24 protein-coding genes are annotated in these 20,850 nt (G+C 74.2%); 10 read left to right on the top strand and 14 right to left on the bottom strand.

From position 1 onward, the window contains the following. Positions 1-9: 9 nt before the first annotated feature. The 8 genes from ACZ38L_RS01810 to ACZ38L_RS01775 form a co-directional block, all read right to left on the bottom strand. Complete coding sequence (locus ACZ38L_RS01810) at positions 10-627, bottom strand: GTP-binding protein (RefSeq protein ID WP_465688239.1); 618 nt, start codon at positions 625-627, stop codon at positions 10-12. Next, positions 608-973, bottom strand: a complete 366-nt coding sequence (locus ACZ38L_RS01805) for a DUF742 domain-containing protein (RefSeq protein WP_465688237.1) — start codon at positions 971-973, stop codon at positions 608-610. The genes ACZ38L_RS01810 and ACZ38L_RS01805 overlap by 20 nt, the downstream gene beginning before the upstream one ends. A 64-nt stretch (positions 974-1,037) precedes the next feature. Continuing rightward, positions 1,038-1,445, bottom strand: coding sequence for a roadblock/LC7 domain-containing protein (locus tag ACZ38L_RS01800; RefSeq protein WP_465688235.1), 408 nt, complete (start codon positions 1,443-1,445; stop codon positions 1,038-1,040). Continuing rightward, complete coding sequence (locus tag ACZ38L_RS01795) at positions 1,442-2,977, bottom strand: ATP-binding protein (protein WP_465688431.1); 1,536 nt, start codon at positions 2,975-2,977, stop codon at positions 1,442-1,444. Before ACZ38L_RS01795 ends, ACZ38L_RS01800 begins: the two co-directional genes overlap by 4 nt. A 418-nt stretch (positions 2,978-3,395) precedes the next feature. Continuing rightward, a complete protein-coding gene (locus ACZ38L_RS01790) occupies positions 3,396-4,406 on the bottom strand; it encodes a TIGR03842 family LLM class F420-dependent oxidoreductase (protein ID WP_465688233.1) in 1,011 nt (336 codons plus the stop codon). A gap of 33 nt (positions 4,407-4,439) precedes the next feature. Beyond that, positions 4,440-5,843, bottom strand: a complete 1,404-nt coding sequence (gene hydA, locus ACZ38L_RS01785) for a dihydropyrimidinase (RefSeq protein WP_465688231.1) — start codon at positions 5,841-5,843, stop codon at positions 4,440-4,442. Continuing rightward, positions 5,840-7,117: an aspartate aminotransferase family protein gene (locus ACZ38L_RS01780; protein WP_465688229.1), complete on the bottom strand. Its 1,278-nt coding sequence runs from the start codon at positions 7,115-7,117 to the stop codon at positions 5,840-5,842. The genes hydA and ACZ38L_RS01780 overlap by 4 nt, the downstream gene beginning before the upstream one ends. Positions 7,118-7,201: 84 nt before the next feature. Continuing rightward, positions 7,202-8,044, bottom strand: coding sequence for a nitrilase-related carbon-nitrogen hydrolase (locus ACZ38L_RS01775; protein ID WP_465688227.1), 843 nt, complete (start codon positions 8,042-8,044; stop codon positions 7,202-7,204). 307 nt (positions 8,045-8,351) lie between these two features. On the opposite strand from ACZ38L_RS01775, the gene ACZ38L_RS01770 reads away from it, so the two are divergent. From ACZ38L_RS01770 to ACZ38L_RS01745, 6 genes are all read left to right on the top strand, one after another. After that, complete coding sequence (locus ACZ38L_RS01770; RefSeq protein WP_465688225.1) at positions 8,352-9,107, top strand: DUF4232 domain-containing protein; 756 nt, start codon at positions 8,352-8,354, stop codon at positions 9,105-9,107. A gap of 98 nt (positions 9,108-9,205) precedes the next feature. Continuing rightward, on the top strand, positions 9,206-9,514 hold the full coding sequence (locus ACZ38L_RS01765) for an antibiotic biosynthesis monooxygenase family protein (RefSeq protein ID WP_465688223.1): 309 nt from the start codon (positions 9,206-9,208) through the stop codon (positions 9,512-9,514). Between the two features lie 60 nt (positions 9,515-9,574). Next, the gene (locus ACZ38L_RS01760; protein ID WP_465688221.1) at positions 9,575-10,066 is read left to right on the top strand and encodes a GNAT family N-acetyltransferase; all 492 of its coding nucleotides are present in this window, start codon (positions 9,575-9,577) and stop codon (positions 10,064-10,066) included. Continuing rightward, on the top strand, positions 10,033-10,278 hold the full coding sequence (locus ACZ38L_RS01755) for a GNAT family N-acetyltransferase (RefSeq protein ID WP_465688219.1): 246 nt from the start codon (positions 10,033-10,035) through the stop codon (positions 10,276-10,278). The genes ACZ38L_RS01760 and ACZ38L_RS01755 overlap by 34 nt, the downstream gene beginning before the upstream one ends. 80 nt (positions 10,279-10,358) lie before the next feature. Next, a complete protein-coding gene (locus ACZ38L_RS01750; RefSeq protein ID WP_465688217.1) occupies positions 10,359-10,988 on the top strand; it encodes a helix-turn-helix domain-containing protein in 630 nt (209 codons plus the stop codon). After that, positions 10,985-12,298 (top strand): MFS transporter, encoded by a 1,314-nt coding sequence (locus tag ACZ38L_RS01745; protein ID WP_465688215.1) that lies wholly within the window; start codon positions 10,985-10,987, stop codon positions 12,296-12,298. The genes ACZ38L_RS01750 and ACZ38L_RS01745 overlap by 4 nt, the downstream gene beginning before the upstream one ends. Here the strand turns inward: ACZ38L_RS01745 and ACZ38L_RS01740 are convergent. Beyond that, entirely contained in the window at positions 12,262-13,185 is a 924-nt protein-coding gene (locus tag ACZ38L_RS01740; protein ID WP_465688213.1) for a phosphatidylinositol-specific phospholipase C, read from the bottom strand. The two genes, ACZ38L_RS01745 and ACZ38L_RS01740, sit on opposite strands and share 37 nt — an antisense overlap. 263 nt (positions 13,186-13,448) lie before the next feature. On the opposite strand from ACZ38L_RS01740, the gene ACZ38L_RS01735 reads away from it, so the two are divergent. Next, positions 13,449-13,901: a pyridoxamine 5'-phosphate oxidase family protein gene (locus ACZ38L_RS01735; RefSeq protein WP_465688211.1), complete on the top strand. Its 453-nt coding sequence runs from the start codon at positions 13,449-13,451 to the stop codon at positions 13,899-13,901. Here the strand turns inward: ACZ38L_RS01735 and ACZ38L_RS01730 are convergent. Further along, positions 13,895-14,212 carry a hypothetical protein gene (locus ACZ38L_RS01730; RefSeq protein WP_465688209.1) on the bottom strand — a complete coding sequence of 106 codons (318 nt, stop codon included), beginning with the start codon at positions 14,210-14,212 and terminating at the stop codon, positions 13,895-13,897. The genes ACZ38L_RS01735 and ACZ38L_RS01730 overlap by 7 nt on opposite strands. Before the next feature lie 75 nt (positions 14,213-14,287). Between ACZ38L_RS01730 and ACZ38L_RS01725 the strand changes: the two genes are divergently transcribed. Next, a complete protein-coding gene (locus tag ACZ38L_RS01725) occupies positions 14,288-14,830 on the top strand; it encodes a DinB family protein (protein ID WP_465688207.1) in 543 nt (180 codons plus the stop codon). A gap of 32 nt (positions 14,831-14,862) precedes the next feature. Here ACZ38L_RS01725 and ACZ38L_RS01720 read toward each other — a convergent pair whose 3' ends face one another. From ACZ38L_RS01720 to ACZ38L_RS01710, 3 genes are read right to left on the bottom strand one after another with little or no spacing between them, the layout of a single operon-like run. Beyond that, positions 14,863-15,885, bottom strand: a complete 1,023-nt coding sequence (locus tag ACZ38L_RS01720; RefSeq protein WP_465688205.1) for an NAD(P)/FAD-dependent oxidoreductase — start codon at positions 15,883-15,885, stop codon at positions 14,863-14,865. Continuing rightward, entirely contained in the window at positions 15,882-16,424 is a 543-nt protein-coding gene (locus tag ACZ38L_RS01715) for an isoprenylcysteine carboxyl methyltransferase family protein (RefSeq protein ID WP_465688203.1), read from the bottom strand. Before ACZ38L_RS01715 ends, ACZ38L_RS01720 begins: the two co-directional genes overlap by 4 nt. A 9-nt stretch (positions 16,425-16,433) precedes the next feature. Then, a complete protein-coding gene (locus ACZ38L_RS01710) occupies positions 16,434-17,489 on the bottom strand; it encodes a type III polyketide synthase (protein ID WP_465688201.1) in 1,056 nt (351 codons plus the stop codon). A 78-nt stretch (positions 17,490-17,567) separates the two neighbouring features. Between ACZ38L_RS01710 and ACZ38L_RS01705 the strand changes: the two genes are divergently transcribed. Further along, positions 17,568-18,422, top strand: coding sequence for a UbiA family prenyltransferase (locus ACZ38L_RS01705; RefSeq protein ID WP_465688199.1), 855 nt, complete (start codon positions 17,568-17,570; stop codon positions 18,420-18,422). Between the two features lie 13 nt (positions 18,423-18,435). Here ACZ38L_RS01705 and ACZ38L_RS01700 read toward each other — a convergent pair whose 3' ends face one another. Continuing rightward, positions 18,436-20,016 carry an FAD-dependent monooxygenase gene (locus ACZ38L_RS01700; protein ID WP_465688197.1) on the bottom strand — a complete coding sequence of 527 codons (1,581 nt, stop codon included), beginning with the start codon at positions 20,014-20,016 and terminating at the stop codon, positions 18,436-18,438. A gap of 137 nt (positions 20,017-20,153) precedes the next feature. On the opposite strand from ACZ38L_RS01700, the gene ACZ38L_RS01695 reads away from it, so the two are divergent. Further along, entirely contained in the window at positions 20,154-20,690 is a 537-nt protein-coding gene (locus tag ACZ38L_RS01695) for a CGNR zinc finger domain-containing protein (RefSeq protein WP_465688195.1), read from the top strand. Positions 20,691-20,850 lie beyond the last annotated feature (160 nt).

Genomic DNA, 20,850 nt, shown 5'->3' with positions numbered 1-20,850 from the left:
CGGGTGCGGTCACCGCGCGGGCGGGGCCGAGAGGTCGTACAGGTGGCGTATCAGGGCCATCAGGACGTCCCGGCTGGATTCGCGGGTCCGGGCGTCGCACGCGACGATCGGCACCTCGGGGGGCAGGTCCAGGGCGGCCCGCAGCTCCTCGGTCGGGTAGGTCGGCGACTCGGGGAAGGTGTTGGCCGCGACGACGAAAGGCACGCCGCGGTCCTCTAGCCGCCCGATCACGTCGAAGCTGACTTCGAGCCGGCGGGTGTCGACCAGCACGACCGCGCCGAGGGCTCCCTCGAACAGGCCGTTCCAGAGGAACCAGAACCGCTCCTGCCCGGGGGTGCCGAACACGTACAGCACCAGTTCGTCGCTGATGCTGATCCGGCCGAAGTCCATCGCGACCGTGGTGGAGGTCTTGAGCTCGACCCCGGCGAGGTCGTCGACGGCGGCTCCGGCCTGCGTCATCGTCTCCTCGGTGGTCAGCGGGCGGATCTCGCTCACGGAACCGACCAGGGTCGTCTTGCCGACGCCGAAGCCGCCCACGATCACCACCTTGACCGCCATGGCGGCCGAGTCCGGGAGCAGGTCCGCGCTCTGCGGCCCCACCACCGTCTCAGAGCTTCTGTAGTCCATGCATCACCGCCTCCAACAGGGCGCGCTCGGGAAGGATCGCCTGCGGGACACCGGCGCGGGCCTCGATCCGCCTTTCGGCGAGGAGGTCCGCCAGCAGCACGGTGACCGCGCTCATCGGCAGCCGCAGGTAGGCGGAGATCTCGGCCACGGACAGCGGCGAGCCACAGATCCGCAGGATCGCCGCGTGCTCCGGCTGCATCGTGAGGGTCGGCTCCGAGCGGGAGACGATCAGGGTGACCAGGTCGAACGTGGTCCGCTCGGCCGGACCGCTGCGGCCGCGGGTGATCACATAGAGACGTTCCGGGTCGTCGCCGTCCCAGTCCTGGTCCTGGTCCGCAACGCTCATGCGCCCGCCTCGCGGGGCTCGGCCCGTGCTTCGCCGACGCGCACCACCCGGACGTTCCGCCCGCTCATGCGACCTGCTCGCTGTTGCGCGGAGCCGTGCTGAGGTGTTCGCCGATCCGGGCGACCAGGTCCCGCATCCGCTGGCCCATCAGCCCGGCGTCGACCCCCTCGTCGGCGAGCACCGCCAGGTAGGCCCGGGCGCCGGCCGCCATCAGGTAGAAGAAGCCGCCGCCCATCTCGATCACGACCAGCCGCATCCGGCCGTCACCGTGCGGGAACTCGTGTCCCACCGCGGCGGCCAGGCTCTGCAGGCCGGCACAGGCGGCGGCGAGGCGGTCCGCGGTGTCGGTGTCGGTGCCGTGCTGGGCCATCCGCAGGCCGTCGGCGGAGAGCACGACGATGTGCCGGGTGTGCGGGACGCCGTCCGCCAGCTCCTTGAGCATCCAGTCCATGTTGGTCCGCTGTTGAATCACTGCTCGCCCTTCCCTGCCGACTCTTCACTGGTGTGGCCGGCCGCACCGGTGGACGGCGCGTGGCCGTTCACCCCCTCGTGGAACGCGGCCAGCCACATCCCGGGCTGTACCGGTGCCTGGGCCGGCTCGGTGACCCTGGAGGCCCCGGGAGCGACCGTCCGGGCGGGTGCGGCGTGACGGCGGCGCTGCGGCAGGCCGTTCGGGGTCCACTCGGTCACCACCGGAATCCCGTCGTCGGCCGGGACCGGTCCCGTGGCGGCCCCCCGGGAGGACCTGAAGGACGACCCCGCGGCGGAGACGGGTACCGTCCTCGACCGCCACGGCCGCGGTCCGTCCGCCACCCGGGGGCCGGAGGCGATGCCGATGCCGTGCGCGCGGCCGGTGGCGGGCGCCGTGGTGATGAGCTCCTGCGGCACGATCAGCACGGCGCGCACCCCGCCGTAGGCGGAGGGACGCAGCGAGACCTGGAAGCCGTACGCCTGCGCGAGCCGGCCGACCACGGCCAGGCCGAGCCGTGGGGTCTCGCCGAGGTCGTTGAGGTTGATGCCGGCCTGCGCGTCCCGGAGCATCCGCTCGGCGCGGGCCCGCCCCTCCTCGCTCAGGCTGAGGCCGCCGTCCTCGATCTCGATCGCGATGCCGGTCTGCACCTCGACCGCGGTCAGGTGCACGTTGGTCTGCGGCGGGGAGTAGCGGGTGGCGTTGTCCAGCAGCTCGGCGAGTGCGTGGATGAGCGGCTCGACCGCCGGTCCGACCACGGCGACCTCGGACACCGGGTGCAGTTCCACCCGCTGGTAGTCCAGGATGCGCGACATGCCGCCGCGCAGCACGCTGTACAGCGGCACCGCCCGGCTCCACTGCCGGCCGGGGCGGGCGCCGCCGAGCACGGCGATGCTGTCCGCGAGGCGGCCGATCAGCGCGTTGCCGTGGTCCAGCCGCAGCAGGTCCTGGAAGACGGCGGGGTCGTTGCCGTGCCGGTCCTCCATCGAGCGCAGGTCCTGGGCCTGCCGGTGGACGATCGCCTGGACCCGGCGGGCGATGTTGACGAAGGCCCGCTGGGCGGACTCGTGCAGGGCGTCCTCGTTGTCGACGGCCTCCAGGACGGTGCGCAGCACGGCCTGCCGGGCGGCCCGGAACTCCGCGCCGACGATGGCGTCGTGGGACTCGTACGCCTTCAGCACGTCCTCGATGAACGCGCCGCGCTGGAGCCGGGCGACCGCCTCGGGCAGGGCGAACCTGGCCAGCCGGACCGTCTCGCTCTCCTGCCGGGCCAGCCGACGGCGCAGCTCGCTCTCCTGCCGGCCGGAGCGCTCGCGCAGGTTCGCCAGCGCGTACCCCCGGCGTGCCGCCTCGGCGGCCACCACGGCCACCGCCACGGTGCCCACCACCCCGAACCAGACGACTCCCGCGCGGGCGCCGGCGGAGGCCACCGACGCGGCGACGACAGCGGCGGCCGCCGTCACGATCGTTGGCAGGAGCCACACCAGAACGGGAGCGGAGCGCCAGCCTCCTGGTGACGATCCAGCACCAAGCATCATCATCCTCAAACGATCGGAAGAGTAGGGAAGGACGGACCGGGAACGCGTCCGGACGGGGCTCTCGCTCCGCCGGCCGGGGTGGTACTGGCACCAGGATTGCCCTGACCCGGGCTTGTCGTACCGGTGCCCAGGTTCAGTTCGCTCGTGAGGGGGTTCTCCCCGGAAATCGGCACGTGCTGCGGGAGCTCCGTGCTACGGCGTGATCCACGACATGACCTGGATCTCTCCGGTCCGCGCTGTCCCCGCGGAGGTGACCGGCATCCCGGCGTCGCGGGTGGCCTCACCGGGCGGCGGCCGGAGGCGGTTCGTCCCGGCGGTCGGCGCAGCCCGACGGTCACGGCCGCGTCGTCGCCGATCTCCCCGGGACATGGCTGGTCCCGGCCGCGCGGACGGCCGGGACCATGGAAGTCGCCGGTCAGAGCCGGGGGATGACCTCGCGCCCGTAGGCGTCGATGGTGTCCTCGATGGCGTCGTGCATCGCGTAGACGGCGAACTGGTCCACGCCCAGCGCCCGCAGCTCCTCCAGCCGGGCCACCTGCGCCGCCGGCGGTCCGATCAGGCAGAACCGGTCGACGATCTCGTCCGGCACGAACGTGGTGTCCGGGTTGTCCACCCGTCCGTGGTGGCTGTAGTCGTACCCCTGACGGTTCTTGATGTACGCGGTGAGCGCCTCCGGCACCAGGTCGGAGTGCTCGCCGTAACGGCTGACCAGGTCGGCCACGTGGTTGCCGACCATGCCGCCGAACCACCGGCACTGCTCGCGGGCGTGCGCCAACGCCGCCGGCGACTCGTCGGCCGTGACGTAGGCCGGCGCGGCGACGCAGATGGTCAGCGCGGCCGGGTCGCGACCGGCGTCGGCCGCCGCGGCCCGGACCGCCTTGACCATGTACCCGGTGAGATAGGGATCGGCCAGCTGCAGGATGAACCCGTCGGCCTGGCGGCCGGTCAGCGCGAGCGCCTTGGGCCCGTAGGCGCCCATCCAGACGGGCAGCGCGCCGTCGCGCACCCACGGCAGGTGCATCTCGGTGCCGTCCACCTCGACCGACCGCCCCTCGGCCAACTCCTTGATGGCGTGCATCGCCTCGCCCAGCCGGGCCAGCGTGGCGGGCCGCCGGCCGGCCACCCGCATCGCGGAGTCGCCGCGCCCGATGCCGCAGACCGTGCGGTTGCCGAACATCTCGTTGAGCGTGGCGAAGAGCGAGGCGGTCACCTCCCAGGTCCGGGTGGACGGGTTGGTGACCATCGGCCCGACCTTCAAGTGCCGGGTCCGGCCGAGGATCTGACTGTAGATCACGAAGGGTTCCTGCCAGAGCACGCAGGAGTCGAAGGTCCAGCCGTGGCTGAAGCCGGCCGCCTCCGCGCGCTTCATCCGCTCGACGAGCAGCCGGGCGGGCGGGTCGGTCTGGAGCACGAGCCCAAAGTCCATCAGCGGCACAACCGTTCGGTGGTCGGAAGCGGATCAGGTCAGGTACTGGCAGGTGTCGCGCCGCAGGAAGGTGCCGTGGCCGGCCCGGCCGAGCCAGTCGCCGCGGTCCAGCACCACGCTGCCCCGGGAGAGCACCGTCCTTGCCCGGCCGGTGAGTTGACGGCCCTCGTAGGCGGAGTAGTCGACGTTCATGTGGTGAGTGGCGGCGGAGACCGTCTGCTTCGCCGTCGGGTCGTAGACCACCAGGTCGGCGTCGGCGCCGGGCGCGATGGTGCCCTTGCGCGGGTGGAGGCCGAACATCCGGGCCGGGGCGGCGCAGGCGATCTCGATCCACCGCCGCCGCGACAGGTGCCCGTCCAGCACGGCCTGGTGCAGCAGGTCCATCCGGTTCTCCACCCCGGGCAGCCCGTTGGGGATCTTCGAGAAGTCGCCGCGGCCGAGCTCCTTCTGGCCCTTGAAGCAGAACGGGCAGTGGTCGGTGGAGACCACCTGGAGGTCGTTGACACGCAACCCCCGCCACAGCGCGGCCTGGTGCTCACGCGGCCGGAGCGGCGTGGAGCAGACGTACTTGGCACCCTCGAAGCCCGGCTCGGCCAGGTTCTCGGTGGAGAGGAAGAGGTACTGCGGGCAGGTCTCGCCGAAGACGTTCAGTCCCTCGCGCCGTGCGGTGGACAGCTCGGCGAGCGCCGAGGCGGCCGAGACGTGCACCACGTACAGCGGCGAACCGGCCACCTGGGCCAGCTTGACGGCGCGGTGGGTGGCCTCGGCCTCCAACAACTCCCGGCGGACCTCGCCGTGGTAGCGCGGGTCGGTGTGGCCGGCCGCGAGCGCCTGCTCGACCAGCACGTCGATCGCGATGCCGTTCTCCGCGTGCATCATGATCAGGCCGCCGTTCCCGGCACCGCGCTGCATCGCCCGCAGGATCCGCCCGTCGTCGCTGTAGAAGACACCGGGGTAGGCCATGAAGAGCTTGAACGAGGTGGACTCGCCGGAGGCGACCAGCAGGTCCATCTCCTTGAGCACCGCGTCGTTGACGTCCGAGACGATGGTGTGGAACGCGTAGTCGATCGCGCAGCGGCCCTCGGCCTTGGCGTGCCAGGCGTCCAGGCCCTCCCGCAGCGAGCCGCCGACCGGCTGCACCGCGAAGTCCACGATGGTGGTGGTGCCGCCCCAGGCGGCGGCCCGGGTGCCGGTCTCGAAGGTGTCGGAGGCGTGCGTGCCGCCGAACGGCAGCTCCATGTGGGTGTGCGCGTCCACGCCACCGGGGATCACGTAGTGTCCGGTGGCGTCGATCTCGGTGTCGGCGGTCCAGGCCTCGGCCGCGCCGCTGCCGGTGGCGGCGAGCGCGGCGATCCGCTCGTCCTCGACCAGCACGTCGGCGGCGGTCTCCTCGGTGGCGGTGATCACCAGGCCGCCCCGGATCACGGTCCGGCTCATACCGGCTCTCCCACCACGTCGATCCGGCGCAGCGCCTCGACCAGCAGGTCGCCGCCCTCGCGGGCCTCGGCCTCGGTGAGCGAGAGCGGCGGGGCGATCCGCAGCACGTTGCCGGCCCGGCCGCCCTTGCCGATCAACAGACCCAGTTCCCGGGCGTGTTCGAGCGCGGCGGAGGCCGCCGCGGCGTCCGCCAGCTCGACCCCGAGCATCAGTCCCCGCCCGCGCACCTCGTGCACGGCCGGCAGCTTGGCACTCTCCAGTCGCTCGCGCAGCACGGCGCCGGTGCGCCGGGCGTTGCCCTGCAGGTCGTTGGCGAGCAGGTGGCGCAGGTTGGCCAGCGCCGCTGCGGTGGTGATCGGGCTGCCACCGAAGGTGGAGATCGAGTTGGCCCCCAGACAGTCCATCACCTCGGCCCGGGCCACCACCCCGCCCATCGACATGCCGTTGGCGATGCCCTTGGCGAAGGTGAGCAGGTCGGGCGGGCCGGCCTCGGCGTGCGCCTGCCAGCCCCAGAAGTGGTCGCCGGTACGGCCCCAGCCGGTCTGCACCTCGTCCGAGATCCACAGGATGCCGTGCCGGTCCAGCACCCGCTTGAACGCGGCGAGCAGCCCGTCCGGTCCGTGGGTGAACCCGCCGACGCCCTGGATGGGTTCGGCGATCAACGTGGCGACCGTGCTCTCCGCCTGGTCGAGCATCTCCTCCAGGTCGGCCACACAGGCGGCGATGAACTCGCCGTCGGAGAGTGCCGCGAACGGCCCGCCGGTGCGCACCCCGCCGTGCACGTAGAGGGTCTGCAGCGGCGAGAGGCTGGTGGGCGACCAGGAGGCGTTGCCGGTGATGCCCACCGTGCTGAACGAGCGCCCGTGGTAGCTGTTGCGCAGCGCCACCACCTGGTTGGAGCGGCGGTAGCAGGTGGCCAGCAGCAGCGCGGCGTCGTTGGCCTCGGTGCCGGAGGTGGTGAAGAACACCTTGGCGTCCGGGATGCCCGACAACTCGGCGATCCGCTCGGCCAGTTCGACCATCGTCGAGGAGAGGTAGAGGGTCGAGGTGTGCAGGATCCGGCCGGCCTGCTCGGCCACCGCCGCGGTGACCTCGGGCAGTGCGTGGGCGGTCATCGTGGTCAGGATGCCGCCGAAGAAGTCCAGGTAGCGGTTGCCGGCGGCATCCCAGACGTGCCGGCCCTCGCCGTGGGTGAGTTCGAGCGGTTCCCGGTAGTAGGTGGCCAGCCAGGCGGGCAGCACGGCGCGGTGGCGGTCCAGCAGGGGTCGGGTCATACGGCTCTGCACGCTCCTTGTCGGTGGGCCCGCCGGCGGTGCGGCCGGCGGGCGGGTCGGGGTGCTCACGCCTGGGTCAGCTGTTCACGGCTGGGTCAGCGGTCCGTACGCGTCGGGCCGGCGGTCGCGGTAGAACGCCCACAGCTGGCGCACCTCGTCGATCACCCCGAGGTCGAGATCGCGCACCACCAGTTCCTCCTCCTTGTCGGAGGCCACCTCACCGACGAACTGGCCCCGCGGGTCCACGAAGTAGGACGAGCCGTAGAAGTCGTTGTCGCCGTACTCCTCGGTGCCGACCCGGTTGATCGCCGCGATGAAGTACTCGTTGGCGACCGCGGCGGCCGGCTGCTCCAACTGCCAGAGGTAGCTGGAGAGGCTGCGGCTGGTCGCGGAGGGGTTGTAGACGATCTGCGCGCCCGCCAGGCCGAGCGCCCGCCAGCCCTCGGGGAAGTGCCGGTCGTAGCAGATGTAGACGCCGACCTTGCCGACCGCGGTGTCGAAGACCGGCCAGCCCAGGTTGCCCGGCTTGAAGTAGTACTTCTCCCAGAACCCCTTGACCTGCGGGATGTGGTGCTTGCGGTACTTGCCCAGGTAGCTGCCGTCGGCGTCTATCACGGCCGCGGTGTTGTAGTAGAAGCCGGCCTGCTCGACCTCGTAGATCGGCACGACGATCACCATGCCGAGCTCCCGGGCGAGCGCCCGCATCCGGACCACGGTGGGACCGTCCGGCACGGGCTCGGCCCAGCGGTAGTGCTCCGGGTCCTGCACCTGGCAGAAGTACGGGGAGTTGAAGACCTCCTGGAAACCGATGATCCGCGCGCCCTGCGCCGCTGCCTCCCGGGCGTACCGCTCATGGTTGTCGATCATGGAGTCCTGGTCACCCGTCCACCTGGTCTGGACGAGCGCCGCACGAACGATCTGGGACATGGAAACCGCTCCTGTCGGAGAGGGCTGGTTGGTCCTGGTCCTGTGTATACGCGACGGGCCGCGGCCGCGACGGGTACCGACGACCCGGCGCCGGCCGCGTCACCCGGGTGGCCCGTTTGGCGGCCGCCACGGTGTGCCGTGACGGGAATGCTGTTGGACATTCCCCATCCGCTGGGGCGGCGAACCCGACGACCTGTCAGGCCCGGGCGGAGTTCCCTGCCATCCTGCCGCTGGCGTGCCCGGAACGCCGTGATCCCGTTTGGCCCAGCGGGCGAACCAGGCGGCCTCCGCCGTCGTCCTTATGGACATGACGAACTTCGCTTCCAAGCGCGCCGCGCTGCTCGCGGCCGGTGTCGCCGCCCTCGGCCTGTCCCTCACCGCCTGCGGCTCCGGCGGTTCGACCGCCTCCTCCGGGGCCGCGGGCACCCCGGCGGCCGGCAGCAGCGTCGCGGCCACCGCCGGGTCCGTCACCTCGGGTGGTGGCGGCACGGCCCAGCAGACCGGAGCGCAGACCTCCGGCGGTGGCCGCACCGGCTCGACCGGTTCGGGCTCCACGGGCACCAAGGGCTCCGGCGGGTCCGCTTCCGGCACCGCGCAGGCCGGCGGCCCGGGCATGTCGGCGGGCGGCGGTCCCGGCAACGGCTGCACCCCGGGGCAGGTCTCCGTCACCAGCGCCGACGGCGGGGCGGGGATGGGCCACCAGGGCGTCGTCCTGGTCTTCCGCAACACCTCCTCGAACGCCTGTAGCCTCTACGGCTACCCGGGCGTGGCCGCGGTCGACGCCTCCGGCAAGCAGGTCGACCAGGCCCAACGCACCCTGAACGGCTACCTCGGCGGCGCCCAGTCGGTGACCGCCGTCCAGCTGGCACCGGGCGCCCAGGCCTCGGCCCTGCTGGAGGGCGACGACGTGCCGTCGGGCAACAAGCCCTGCCTGACCTACGCCTCGCTGCTGGTCACCCCGCCCGGGACCAAGGCCTCCACGCCGCTCGGGGTGACCGTGGCCGACTGTGACGGGCTGCAGGTCCACCCGGTCGTCACGGGCGCCTCCGGGAGCGCCCAGTAGCCACCCCGCCGCCCGGCGGCCCGGTGGCGGGCCGCCGGACGACCGGATAATGAAGGAGGAGGAAGTTCCCGTCGGTCGGGCCACGGGAGGAGGAAGCCATGATCGTCCGAATCTGGGAGGCGAAGGTCATCCCCGGTCAGGTCAGTGAGTTCTGCACGCTGCTCGCGACCAAGGTGATGCCCCAGCTGGTCGGCTTGGACGGGTTCCTCGGTGGTGAGCTGCTGCGCGCGGTGCCGGACAGCTCGCACCGGGTCCTGGTGGTCACCCGGTGGCGGGACGAGGAGGCGCTGCGCGGCTACGCGGGCCCGATGTGGGCGATCCGGCCGGTCTGGTCCGACTCGGACATCAGCCATTTGGAGCATCCACCGGAGGTTTCGCACTTCGGCGTGGTCACCACCGCCCCCTGAGCGCGCGGGTCCGGACAAACCGGTGGCAGCCGCCATTGGCGCTGGTTACCTGCGGTGCGCATGACCGGCCTCTCCTCAGCCGTCCCCGCCGGCCCGGCCGTCCTGACCACGCCGGTCCGCCGGCTCGCCCCCACCGACCTGGACGGCTGCGTCCGGCTCTCGCTCGACCGCGGCTGGTCGGCGGAGCGCCACAAGTGGACGCTGTTGCTGCGGGCCGGTGACGCGTACGGGCTGGACGCCCCGGACGGCGACGGCCTGGCCGCCGCGGTGGTGCTGACCAGGTACGGCGACCGGCTCAGCGCGGTCGGGATGATGCTGGTGGCCGCCCGCTACGAGCGCCGGGGCGTCCGTCGCCGGCTGTTGACCCACGCGCTGGCCCGCGCCGGCGGCCGGACCACCGCCCTCACCGCCACCAGCGCGGGGCGCCCGCTCTACCAGCAGCTGGGCTTCCGGGCGATCGGCGGCTCGGTCACCTACACCGGGACGCCCGGGCCGGACCCGCGGTGGTCGGCCCGCTGGTGGCGCCGGACCCCACGCTGGCGGCGGCGCTGATCGGCGAGTTGGCGGCCGGCGTCGAGGGCGAGCTGCGGCTGGACCTGGAGGACCGGCAGGCCGAGCTGACCGCCTGGGCCCTGGCGTCCGGCTTCACGGCGCGGTCCCGGACCACCGTGATGATCCACGGCGAGCCGCTGCCGGGCGACCGCTCCCGGCTGTTCGGCCCGCTGACGGTGGCCTGGGCTGAGCCCGTGCCGCCCGTTCGGTGACGGGCCGCCGGGAGCTCTTTCCAAAGAGTTCTTTCCAAAGAACTCTTTGCAAAGAACTCTTTGCGGTCTACGGTGCTGCCATGACCGAAGACGCTCCTGACCGTCCTGCCACGGATGAGGCCGCCGTCCTGGACGCCAGGGGGCTGCGGGCGCTGGCCCACCCCGTCCGGGTCCGGCTGCTCGGCCTGCTGCGCCGGTACGGGCCGTCCACCGCCACCCGGCTCGCCGAGCGGATGAGCCTGACCTCCGGTGCGACCAGCTACCACCTGCGCCGGCTCGGCGAGGCCGGCTTCGTCGCGGAGGACCCCGGGCGGGGCAACGCCCGCGAGCGCTGGTGGCGGGCGGTGCACCGGACGACCTCGTTCAACGACCTCGATCTGCTCGACCAGGAGCCGGAGGCCGTCGAGGCGTACCTGAGGTCCGGGCTGGCCGTCTACGCGCTGCGCGGCCAGCGCGCGTTGGACGAGATCAGGACCATGCCGCGCGCCTGGCAGCGGGTCCTCGACCTGAACGACTGGACACTGCGGCTCACGCCCGACGAGGCCGCCCGCCTGCGCGCGGAGCTGGCCGAGCTGGTCGGTCGTTACCGCCGGGACACCCCGGAGGCGGCCGCCGGCGCGCCGGCCGGTGCCCAACGGGTCGGCCTGATCACCCAGTTGCTGCCGGAGCTGGACGCCACCGGGACCGGTGGGGGAACGGCGGAGAAATGAACAGCTCAGGGGGGAACAGCCGGCGACCGCTGGTCGGGCTGCTGGCGGCCACCGGCGTGTCGCTGACCGGGACCAGGGTGTCGGCCATCGCGATGCCCTGGTTCGTCCTGGTCACCACCGGCAGCGCCACCCGCACCGGGCTGGTGGCCTGCTGCGAGATGGCGCCGTACGTGATCGCCAAGGCGTTGAGCGGCCCGCTGGTCGACCGGGTCGGACCGCGGGTGGTGTCCTGGAGCGCGGACGCGGTCAGCACGGTCGCCGCCGGCCTGATCCCGCTGCTCCACGCCGTGCACCGGCTCTCGTTCGGGTTGCTGCTGCTCCTGACCGCCGCGGTCGGCGCGGTGCGCGGGCCCGGCGACCTGGGCAAGCACGTGATGGTGCCGGAGGCGGCCGAACGCGGCGGGGTGCCGCTGGAGCGGGCCACCGGCGCGTCCGGGGTGGTCGAACGGCTGGCCTCCACGGTGGGACCGCTGGCGGGCGGGGCGCTGGTCGCGCTGACCGGTCCGGTGATCGGCCTGGTGGTGGACGCGGCCTCGTTCGCGCTCGGCTCGGTGGTCATCGCGCTCTTCCTGCCGCGCGGGATGGGACGCCCCGCCACCCCGGGTGAGCCCGACCCGTCTGGTTACTGGCGGCGGCTGGCCGAGGGTCTCGCCTTCCTGCGCGGCGAACCGCTGCTGCTCACCATCGTCGTGATGGTCGGGATCACCAACCTGCTTGACGCCGGCTTCAGTTCGGTCCTGCTGCCGGTCTGGGCCCGCGGCCACGGCGGCCCGGGCGTGCAGGGCCTGCTCGCCGGCGCCGCCGGAGTCTGCGCCGTCGGCGGAAGCCTGATCGCGACCGGGGTTTCCCACCGGCTGCCGCGGCGTCCGGTGTTCTTCCTGGGCTTCCTGTTGGCGGGCGCGCCGCGGTTCCTGGTGCTCGCGCTGCACCCGCCTACCTGGGCGGTGGCCGCGGTCTTCGCGGTGGGCGGCTTCGGCGGGGGCTTTCTCAACCCGATCCTGGGCGCGCTGGCCCTGGAGCGGATACCGCGCGAACTGCTCGGCCGGGTGGGCGCGTTGGGCGACTCGCTGGCCTGGGCCGGGATTCCGCTCGGCGGTCTGCTCGCCGGAGCGGCGATCGGCTGCTGGGGCCTGGCCCCGGTCCTGCTGGCCGGCGGCGCGCTGTACTTCGCCACCACCAATCTGACGGCACTGCGCCCGGAGTGGCACGAGATGGACCGGAGCCGGCGCGCGGGCGGCCGGCCGGTCCAGCCGGACGGATCCGGCGTCAGCGGTCACAAGCCGGGCAGGGAAGCGAAGTTGAGCGCGTAGAAGGGCGCGAGCGAGGCGGCGGTGACGTAGTCCATCGCGACGGTCCCCAACACCGGCCGCCCGGCCGGGTCCAGGGCCGCCAGGTAGCCCCTCACCTTCGGCCCGATCGCCTCGGCGGCCTGCGGCGGCCACAGGCCCGCGCCGGAGGAGGAGGTGAAGGTGAGGAAGAGCCGCCGCGGGTCCTGGGCGGCCCGGGCCGCGTCGAGGTGGGCGGAGACCTCGGGCCACTTCCGCGACCAGAGGTCGAAGACCGTCCCGATCTGGTAGTCGTCCTCGATGTCGGTGAGTGCTCCGCCCCAGGGGATGCCGGGCAGGCCGGAGCTGTCCGCGAGCACCACGATCCGGCCGCGCACCTCGCCGAGCCGCGGGATGCGCTGCTCGGCCCAGAACAGCCCGGGCCACCGGGTCCGGTAGCTCGCGAAGATCGCCGCGAAGTCGGCGTCGGAGACCGTGGAGTACTCCTGTTTGACCCGCATCAGCACGGTCTCGCCGGGGTGTTCGACGAGGAAGTCCTGGCAGGCGTTGAGCACGTCGCCGAAGAAGATCTGCTGGAAGACCTGGCTGTGGTGGATCGCGAACACCCCGCTGATCGCCCGGCAGCGGATGTCGAGGAAGCGCACCCCGGCCGCCAACTGGTCGGGGACGGAGAGGGTCTGGGTCTGGGCGAGCGGTCCGCCGTGGCGTGAGCAGGTGTCGTGGCTGCCGGGGATGGTGAGGCGGGACAGCGGGCACGCCGCGTCGAGCGCGCCCAACCAGTCCGAAGCCGGGGGGAGTTCGGCCGCCCGGGCGGGCCGGGCGGCCAGTCCTGTGCCGGCCGCGGCGACGCCCAGCGCGAGTGCGGCGCGGCCCAGGTCGCGCCGGCTCAGTCGAGTTCCCGTCAGATCCATGGAGTTCTCTCCTCGTTGCGCGCCCGCGATCATCTGGCATGGGCATTATCGACAGCTTGCGCCATATAGCGGTAGTCCGCCCGGGGGCATACCGTGGCGCGGGGTGGCGTTGGGTGGCGCTTTATGGCGCACGGCGGCACTCCGGATGGCCCGGCGTGCCGGACGGCGTGACGGCTCGCGTCGATCACCGGACGGCTCGCGGTGGAGGCGCGGATCATCCGGGGGCGCCCCCACCGCCGGCGGGTCGGCCGTACGCTGGGCCGATGACCGTCTCCACCGCTGTTCCGTCCGACCCCTCCGCCACCCCGGTGCTCGTCCCCGGTCCGGAGTTCCTGGCCTTCTGGGCCGAGCGCCACCTCTGCACGCTCACCACCCTCCGTCCGGACGGCACGCCGCACGTCGTCCCGGTCGGTGCCACCTACGACCCGGCGACCGGCATCGCCCGGGTGATCACCTCGGCCGCCAGCCGCAAGGCCCGCAACGTCGAGGCCGCCGGCGAGGGCGGCGCCCGGGTAGCGCTCTGCCAGGTGGACGGCGGCCGCTGGGCCACCCTGGAGGGCGTGGCCGTGGTCCGCCGCGACCCGGCGGCGGTCGCCGACGCGGAGGCCCGCTACGCCCGCCGCTACCGGACACCCCGCCCCAACCCGGACCGGGTGGTCCTGGAGATCACCGTCACCCGCACCCTCGGCCGGGGCACCCCGCCGCGCGCTCAGTGACGGGCGGCGGCCGCGCGCAGCGAGTGCAGGACCGAGCCGTCCACCCGCAGGATCCGGGCCCTGACCAGCACCGGGTGCGCGCGCACCGCGTCCCCGGCCCGGACGTACTCCGCCCACAGGCGGTCGAACTCGGCCTGCTCGTCCGCCGCCCAGCCGCACCGCTCGACCGCCTGGTCCGGCCCGGGGAAGGCGGCGCGGCGGCGGTCCCGGACGGCCAGCGCGTAGTCGCCGAGCGCGCGGTCGGCGCTGAGCACGGCACGCTGAAGGGCGATCAGTTCGGCGGGGAGGGCGAGGGTCGGAGTGCTGGACACGCTGCCACGGTAGGGGCGGGCACTGACAGCCGGCCGCCGAGGCCGGTTGTCAGTGGCGGGTGGCAGGCTCGCGCCGTGACCGAGATCCCAGCCGAGAACCTGCCGCCGATCTGGCCCGGCACCCGCCCCACCATCCCCACCGTCGGCGACGAGCGCGCGATGCTGACCGCGATGCTCGACTGGCACCGCGCCACCTTCGAGCTCAAGTGTGCCGACGTGCCCGCCGCGCGGCTCTCCGAGCCGAGCGTGCCGCCGTCCGGGCTGAGCCTGCACGGGCTGCTACGCCACCTCGCCGGGGTGGAGCGCTGGTGGTTCCAGCAGCAGTTCGCCGGCTCGGACGTGCCGGACCTGTACTACTCGGACGACGATCCGGACCAGGACTTCGAGCGGCTGGACGGCGACACCGCCGCCGCCCTCGCGGTCTGGCGGGCCGAGTGCGAGAGCTCCCGCCAGGTCGTGGCCGCGGCGCCCTCGCTGGACGACCGGGGCGTCCGGCAGCCGAACGGCAAGCCGATCGCGCTGCGCTGGGTGCTGCTCCACCTGATCGCCGAGTACGCCCGCCACAACGGCCACGCCGACCTGCTGCGGGAGAGCCTCGACGGCCTGACGGGGGTGTGATGCCCCGGCCGCCGTGCGGCGGTGCCTTTGACTCAGGCCAGTTGCCGCACGGCCGCCGCGAAAAGCGCCGGAAAGCGGGCCGCCGTCGGCACGATCCGGTCGGCCAGCAGCGGCTGGTGCCGTGCCCAGAGCAGCGCCGCCGTCAGCGCGCGGCTGCGCAACGCGAGCCGGCGCCAGGCCCGTTCGTACTCCTGCGGCCGGTCGGCCCGGACGCAGCGCACCAGCGGCCCGGCGGCGGCCAGCGCCAGCGCGATGCCCTCGCCGGTCAGCGCGTCGAGGTACCCGGCCGCGTCACCGACCAGCAGCACCCGGCCGGCCACCCGGGCCCGTACCGACCGGCGCAGCGGTCCCGCGCCGCGGGCCGCCGTGCCCTCTCCGGCGGCCCCGGCCAGCCGCGCGGCCAGCTCGGGAAAGCCCGCCAACTGCTCGCCGAACGGCCGCCGTTCGCGGGTCAGCACGGCCACCCCGACCAACTCCGGCCCGACCGGCGTGACATACGCCTCCGCACCGTCCGCCCAGTGCACCTCGACGTGGTCCGTCCACGGCGGCACGGCGAAGTGCCGGCGCAGGCCGTACCGGGCGGGGGCCGGCCCGCGCGGTCCGTCCAGGCCGAGCCGGCGGCGGATCGGTGAGTGCAGCCCGTCCGCGGCGGCCAGGTAGCGTGCGGTGATCCCGGCGGCGGTGACCGCGTGGGTGTCCTGCCGCACCGCGGTCACCCGCAACGGCAGTACGGGCACGCCGAGTTCCGCGACCCGCCGGGCCAGCGCCGCGTGCAGCTCGGTCCGCCGCACCCCGCGGCCCGGCCCGTCCGGAAAGGCCGCCTCGACCTGGCGCCGCGCGTCCAGGTAGCGGATGCCACGCAGCGGACACCCGCCGACCGTGACCCCGAGGCCGGTCAACTCCCGTACCGCGCCGGGCATCAGGCCCTCGCCGCAGGCCTTGTCCACCGGTGTCGGCCGGGGTTCGGCCACCACCACCCGCAGCCCGGCCCGCGCGGCGTGGATCGCGGTGGCCAGCCCGGCCGGCCCACCGCCGACCACCAGCAGGTCGATCACGGCGCCACCGCCAGGACGCCACCGGCCGGCCGCGCGGGACCGGCCGCGAGCGCGGCGTTCTCGCAGCGCAGTCGCACCGCCAGCAGCGGCAGGTTGAGCAGGGTGAACCCGGTCGCGGTGAGCCAGGCGCCGTGCACCAGCGGCAGCGCGACCCCCTCCGCGACCACCGCCAGGTAGTTGGGGTGTCGAAGCCAGCGATACGGTCCGCCGGTCACCAGCGGCAGTCCGGGCACCACCAGCACCCGGGTGTTCCAGCGCGGGCCGAGCGTGCCGACGCACCACCAGCGCAGCGCCTGCGCGGCCAGCAGCACGGCGAGCATCGGCAGTCCCAGCGCGGCCCGGAACGGCCGTTCGCCCCAGCCGGTCTCGGCCAGGCAGCCGGCCAGCAGCGCGGTGTGCAGCAGCACCATCACCGGGTAGTGGCCGCGCCCGGACTCGACCGCGCCGTGCCGTCGGCTCCAGGCGGCGTTGCGCCGGGCGACCACCAGTTCGGCCAGCCGCTCGAGGCCGACCAGCAGGACCAGGACGGGATAGCTCATCGGGATCACCTACCAGCGCAGCAGGACGAGTTCGGTGGCGAGCCCGGGGCCCAGGGCGAGCATCAGCCCGGGTGTGCCGGGCAGCGGCGGTCGGACCGCGAGGGTGTCGCGCAGCACGTGCAGCACGGATGCGGAGGAGAGGTTGCCCACCTCGGCCAGTGAACGCCGGCTCAGTTCGAGGGCGCGGGCCGGCAGGTCGAGGCTCTCCCGGACGGCCTCCAGGATCTTCGGGCCGCCCGGGTGGCAGACCCAGGCCGTGACGTCCGCCGGTTTGAGTTCGTGGTCGGCCAGGAACTCGCGGACGGCCGGCCCCACCCGCTCGCGGACCACCCCGGGCAGGTCGTCGCCGAGCAGGATCTGGAACCCCTGGTCGCCGATGTCCCAGCCGAGCAGCCGCTCGGTGCCGGGGTAGAGCCGGCTGCGGGTGGCGGTCACGGACGGGCCGGCGCCGCTCGGGTGCTCGGCGCCGACCGCGACCACCGCCGCCGCGCCGTCGCCGAACAGCGCCGCGGCCACCAGGTTGGCCCGCGAGGTGTCCGTGCGCTGCAGGGTCAGCGAGCAGAGCTCGACCGAGAGCAGCACCGCCACGCCGTCCGGGCGGCCGTGCAGGAAGTCGTGCAGCCGGGCGATGCCGGCGGCCCCGGCCACACAACCGAGCCCGAAGACCGGCAGCCGCCGGACGTCCGGGCGCAGGCCGAGCCGCCCGGCCAGCCGGGCCTCCAGTGAGGGCGCGGCGATGCCGGTCACCGAGGTCGAGATGACCAGGTCGACCTGGTCCGGCCGGAGTCCGGCCCGGTCCAGCACGCCGCGCACGGCCTGCTCGCCGAGGTCCAGGCCGGCCTTGATGAAAGCGTCGTTGGCCGCGCCGAAGCCGCTCAGCGTGGCATAGCGTTCCAGCGGCAGGGCCAGGTGCCGGCTGCGGACCGTCGAGGCGGTGTGCAGCCGGTCGAACAGCCGGTGGTCCGCCGGGCGGGCCAGGCCCAGCGCGGTGAGCGCCTCCCGGATCTCGTGCTGCTGGTAGCGGTGGGGTGGCAGCACGCCGTGTACGGCGGCGATTCGGGTCATTGCGCCAGGATAGGGAGACTCACCCGGAATGCCCCGGTTTGACGGACCATCGGCGCGCGGTGTCCCTAGCATCGCGGGGTGAACAGCACCGCGACCTCGCCCTTCTCCGCGCGCCTGGCCGCGCTCGCCGGGGCCGGCCACCCGCAACCCGCCGTGGCCGTCACCGCCCTGGTCGCCGCGCTGGCGGTGGCCGCCGGGCGCGGGCCGGCCGGCAGTGCGGTGCTGGCCGCGGCGGTGCTCACCGGCCAGCTCTCGGTGGGCTGGTCCAACGACCTGGTCGATCTGCACCGGGACCGCGCGGCCGGCCGGCCCGACAAGCCGCTTGCCACCGGCCGGCTCGCGCCCGGCACGGTGGCCCGGGCGGCCGGCGGAGCGCTCGCGCTCTGCGTGCCGCTGTCGCTGGCGGGCGGCCTGGCAGCGGGGGCCGTGCACCTGGTCGGGGTGGTGGCGGCCTGGGCCTACAACCTCGGTCTCAAGCGGACCGTGCTGTCCTGGTTGCCCTACGCGGTCGCGTTCGGTCTGCTGCCCGCCTTCGTCACGCTCGGGCTGCCGGGCCGGCCGTGGCCGGCCGGCTGGACGCTCGCGGCCGGCGCGCTTCTCGGGGTGGGCGCGCACGTCGCCAACGTGCTGCCGGACATCGAGGCCGATCTCGCGGCGGGCGTCCGCGGCCTGCCGCAGCGGCTGGGCCGCGGGCCGTGCCGGGTGCTGGCGCCGGTGCTGCTCTCGGCGGCCTCGGTGGTCCTGGTGCTCGGCCCGCCCGGACCGGTCGGGCGGGCCGGCTGGGCGGCGCTGGCGGTCAGCGGCGGGCTGGCCGCGGTCGGCGCGCTGCCGGGGGAGGCGGTCCGGCGCGGGCGGCTGCCGTTCCTCGCCACCCTCGGCCTGGCGCTGGCCGCGGTCGCGCTGCTGGTGCTGCGCGGCACCGCGCTGACATGACGGACCGTCGAGTTCATGCGGAGAGCAGCCGGCGCAGCACCGTGAGCAGCTCCCCGGGCGCGGGTTCGCCCGGGGCCCGCCAGCCGATGTGCCCGTCCGGCCGCAGCAGCACGGCCCCGCCGTCCGGGACCGCGCAGAGCCGTCGCCAGGTTCCGGGCCGCTCCTCACGCAGTGGCCCGGCGGGGTCGAGCCGGTGCACGGCCACCGGGATACCGGCCGCCCGGGCGTCCGCGGCCTGCGCGCGCCACACCGCCTCGCGGTCCTCGACGACCAGCGCGAACCCCGGGCCGACCAGATCCAGGCTGGACGTCACCTCGGCCGGGCCGGTCAGCCGGACGTGCGGCAGTCGCTGACCGGGAGCGCCGCCGGGTCGTCCCGAGCCGCCCAGCGGCCGGGCCGGGCCGTCGGCCGGGTCGGCGAGCACCGCGCTGGACCGGTAGTCGGCGGTCAGCAGCAGCTCGTCATCGATTCGGTAACCGCCGCGGGCCGCCCGGGCCTTGGCGTTCTCGGTGGCCCGGTCGAGCACTTGCCGGGCGACCGGCCGCCGCTCGTCCTGGTAACTGTCCAGCAGCGCCTGGCCGGCCCGCCCGCCGAGCACGGCGGCCAGCTTCCAGGCCAGGTTGTCCACGTCGCCGATCCCGGTGTTCATGCCGTGGCCGCCGGTCGGCGGAATCACGTGCGCCGCGTCGCCGGCCAGCAGCACCCGGCCGCGCCGGTAGGCCGGGGCCAACTGGGCGTCCATCCGCCAGAGTTGGACGGAGCGGACGCGGACATCGAGGTCGGGCAGCCCGGCTGCGGTGCGGACCAGTTCGACCGGCTCGGCGTCGGCCGCCGGACCGGCCGGGCCCACCGGATACTGGTAGATCCACTGCCGGTCGTTGTCCACCGCCAGGAAGCCGCCGCGGCCGGGCTCGGTGAGGAAGTACGAGGCGCTGGCCCGGTCCGCCACCACCGGGCCGAGCGGTGCCTCGAACCGGATACTGAGGAAGTGTTGGAGGCCGGTCGGCCCGTCCAGGGCGAGCCCGGCCCCGGCCCGCACGGTGCTGGCCGCACCGTCGCAGCCGATCAGCCAGTCGGCTCGCACGGTGAACTGGTCGCCGCTCTCCCGGTCGGCCAGCAGGGCGTGCACGGACCCGGTGTCGTCGGCGGGGTCGGCGGAGTCGGTGAAGGAGAGCAGCCGGGTGCCGAAGCGCACCCGGTCCGGTCCCGCCCGCCGGGCCCGGCGCAGCAGGACCGGTTCCAGGGCGTCCTGGGAGCAGATCAGGCCCGGCGTCGGGGTGTGTTCCGGGCCGTCCGAGGGCGGGCCGGCCGGGCTGGTCCGGGTGAACCCCGGGTCGACCAGGCTCCGGCCGCGGTAGAAGGCGACCTGGTCGGCGGGCAGGCCCGCCGCGCGGATCTCCTCCTCCAGCCCACAGCGCCGGAGAATCTCCATCGAACGGGCCGAAATGCCACGGGACTTGGGGTGCCCGGTGGTGCCCGGGCGGGCCTCCACCAGCAGGTGGTCCACCCCGAGGTCGGAGAGCAGGACGGACAGGGTGAGACCGATCGGGCCGCCGCCCGCGATCAGGACGGGCACGGTGGTCGGGCAGCGCATGGGGCTCCAGTCGCTCGGGATCCGGATTGCTGTAACGCCTTTATCAAAAATTGACGTTACCATGGCCGTCGAGGCGACCGAGTGTCGCGGTGATCCACCGAGTAGTCCTAGTGATCCACGAGTAGGAGGGCGCAGTCGTGACCGAGGACCTGGGCCGGGCCAACCCACGCGGCCTGCACTTCATCGTGGAACTCGCCAACGCCGTCCAGGAGGGCGTGCCGGGTGCCGCCGAGCTGCGGTCGCTGCTCGACCGGCACGGCGCCCCCGCCTTCACCCTCACCGAGCCGGAGGCCGCCGGCCTGCGCGCGGCTGCCGCCGAGCTGGTCGCGGTGCTCTCGCAGGACGATCCGGACGTGGCGGCCGAGCTGCTCAACGGCCTGCTCGACCGCTACCCGGCCCAGCCCCGGCTGGTCCGGCTACCCGGGCGGACGTGGTCCCTGCACGCCCGGACACCCGCCGGCGCCGATCGCACGCACTGGCTGCTCTCGACCTCCGCGCTGGCCCTCGCCCTGTGGCTGAGTGAGCGCGAGGGCTGCGCCTGGGGGCGGTGCGCCGCACCGGGCTGCGCCCGCTTCTTCGTCGATGCCGGGCGGCGCACCCCGCAGCGCTACTGCTGCCCGCGCTGCGCGACCCGGGTGCGGGTCGCCGCCCACCGTTCCCAGAAGCGGAGTTGACGGAAGGAGCACCGGTTTCCGGTGGCGGGGGGGGGGGGGGGGGGGGGGGGGGGGGGGGGGGGGGGGGGGGGGGGGGGGGGGGGGGGGGGGGGGGGGGGGGTGGGGGGGGGGGGGGGGAGAGGGGGGGGGGGGGGGGGGTCGAAGTAACTATCACGTTCGC

Source organism: Kitasatospora sp. NPDC024654 (assembly GCF_055559155.1).
The sequence above is the reverse complement of the archived record's forward strand: the minus strand, read 5'-3'. Positions and strand labels throughout refer to the sequence as shown.

Bases quoted from the DNA above. Each gene is read 5' to 3' on its own strand.
- ACZ38L_RS01810 (WP_465688239.1), bottom strand. From the start codon at position 627: ATGGACTACAGAAGCTCTGAGACGGTGGTGGGGCCGCAGAGCGCGGAC.
- ACZ38L_RS01805 (WP_465688237.1), bottom strand. From the start codon at position 973: ATGAGCGTTGCGGACCAGGACCAGGACTGGGACGGCGACGACCCGGAA.
- ACZ38L_RS01795 (WP_465688431.1), bottom strand. From the start codon at position 2,977: ATGCTTGGTGCTGGATCGTCACCAGGAGGCTGGCGCTCCGCTCCCGTT.
- ACZ38L_RS01790 (WP_465688233.1), bottom strand. From the start codon at position 4,406: ATGGACTTTGGGCTCGTGCTCCAGACCGACCCGCCCGCCCGGCTGCTC.
- hydA (WP_465688231.1), bottom strand. From the start codon at position 5,843: ATGAGCCGGACCGTGATCCGGGGCGGCCTGGTGATCACCGCCACCGAG.
- ACZ38L_RS01780 (WP_465688229.1), bottom strand. From the start codon at position 7,117: ATGACCCGACCCCTGCTGGACCGCCACCGCGCCGTGCTGCCCGCCTGG.
- ACZ38L_RS01775 (WP_465688227.1), bottom strand. From the start codon at position 8,044: ATGTCCCAGATCGTTCGTGCGGCGCTCGTCCAGACCAGGTGGACGGGT.
- ACZ38L_RS01770 (WP_465688225.1), top strand. From the start codon at position 8,352: ATGACGAACTTCGCTTCCAAGCGCGCCGCGCTGCTCGCGGCCGGTGTC.
- ACZ38L_RS01765 (WP_465688223.1), top strand. From the start codon at position 9,206: ATGATCGTCCGAATCTGGGAGGCGAAGGTCATCCCCGGTCAGGTCAGT.
- ACZ38L_RS01760 (WP_465688221.1), top strand. From the start codon at position 9,575: ATGACCGGCCTCTCCTCAGCCGTCCCCGCCGGCCCGGCCGTCCTGACC.
- ACZ38L_RS01750 (WP_465688217.1), top strand. From the start codon at position 10,359: ATGACCGAAGACGCTCCTGACCGTCCTGCCACGGATGAGGCCGCCGTC.
- ACZ38L_RS01745 (WP_465688215.1), top strand. From the start codon at position 10,985: ATGAACAGCTCAGGGGGGAACAGCCGGCGACCGCTGGTCGGGCTGCTG.
- ACZ38L_RS01740 (WP_465688213.1), bottom strand. From the start codon at position 13,185: ATGGATCTGACGGGAACTCGACTGAGCCGGCGCGACCTGGGCCGCGCC.
- ACZ38L_RS01735 (WP_465688211.1), top strand. From the start codon at position 13,449: ATGACCGTCTCCACCGCTGTTCCGTCCGACCCCTCCGCCACCCCGGTG.
- ACZ38L_RS01715 (WP_465688203.1), bottom strand. From the start codon at position 16,424: ATGAGCTATCCCGTCCTGGTCCTGCTGGTCGGCCTCGAGCGGCTGGCC.
- ACZ38L_RS01710 (WP_465688201.1), bottom strand. From the start codon at position 17,489: ATGACCCGAATCGCCGCCGTACACGGCGTGCTGCCACCCCACCGCTAC.
- ACZ38L_RS01700 (WP_465688197.1), bottom strand. From the start codon at position 20,016: ATGCGCTGCCCGACCACCGTGCCCGTCCTGATCGCGGGCGGCGGCCCG.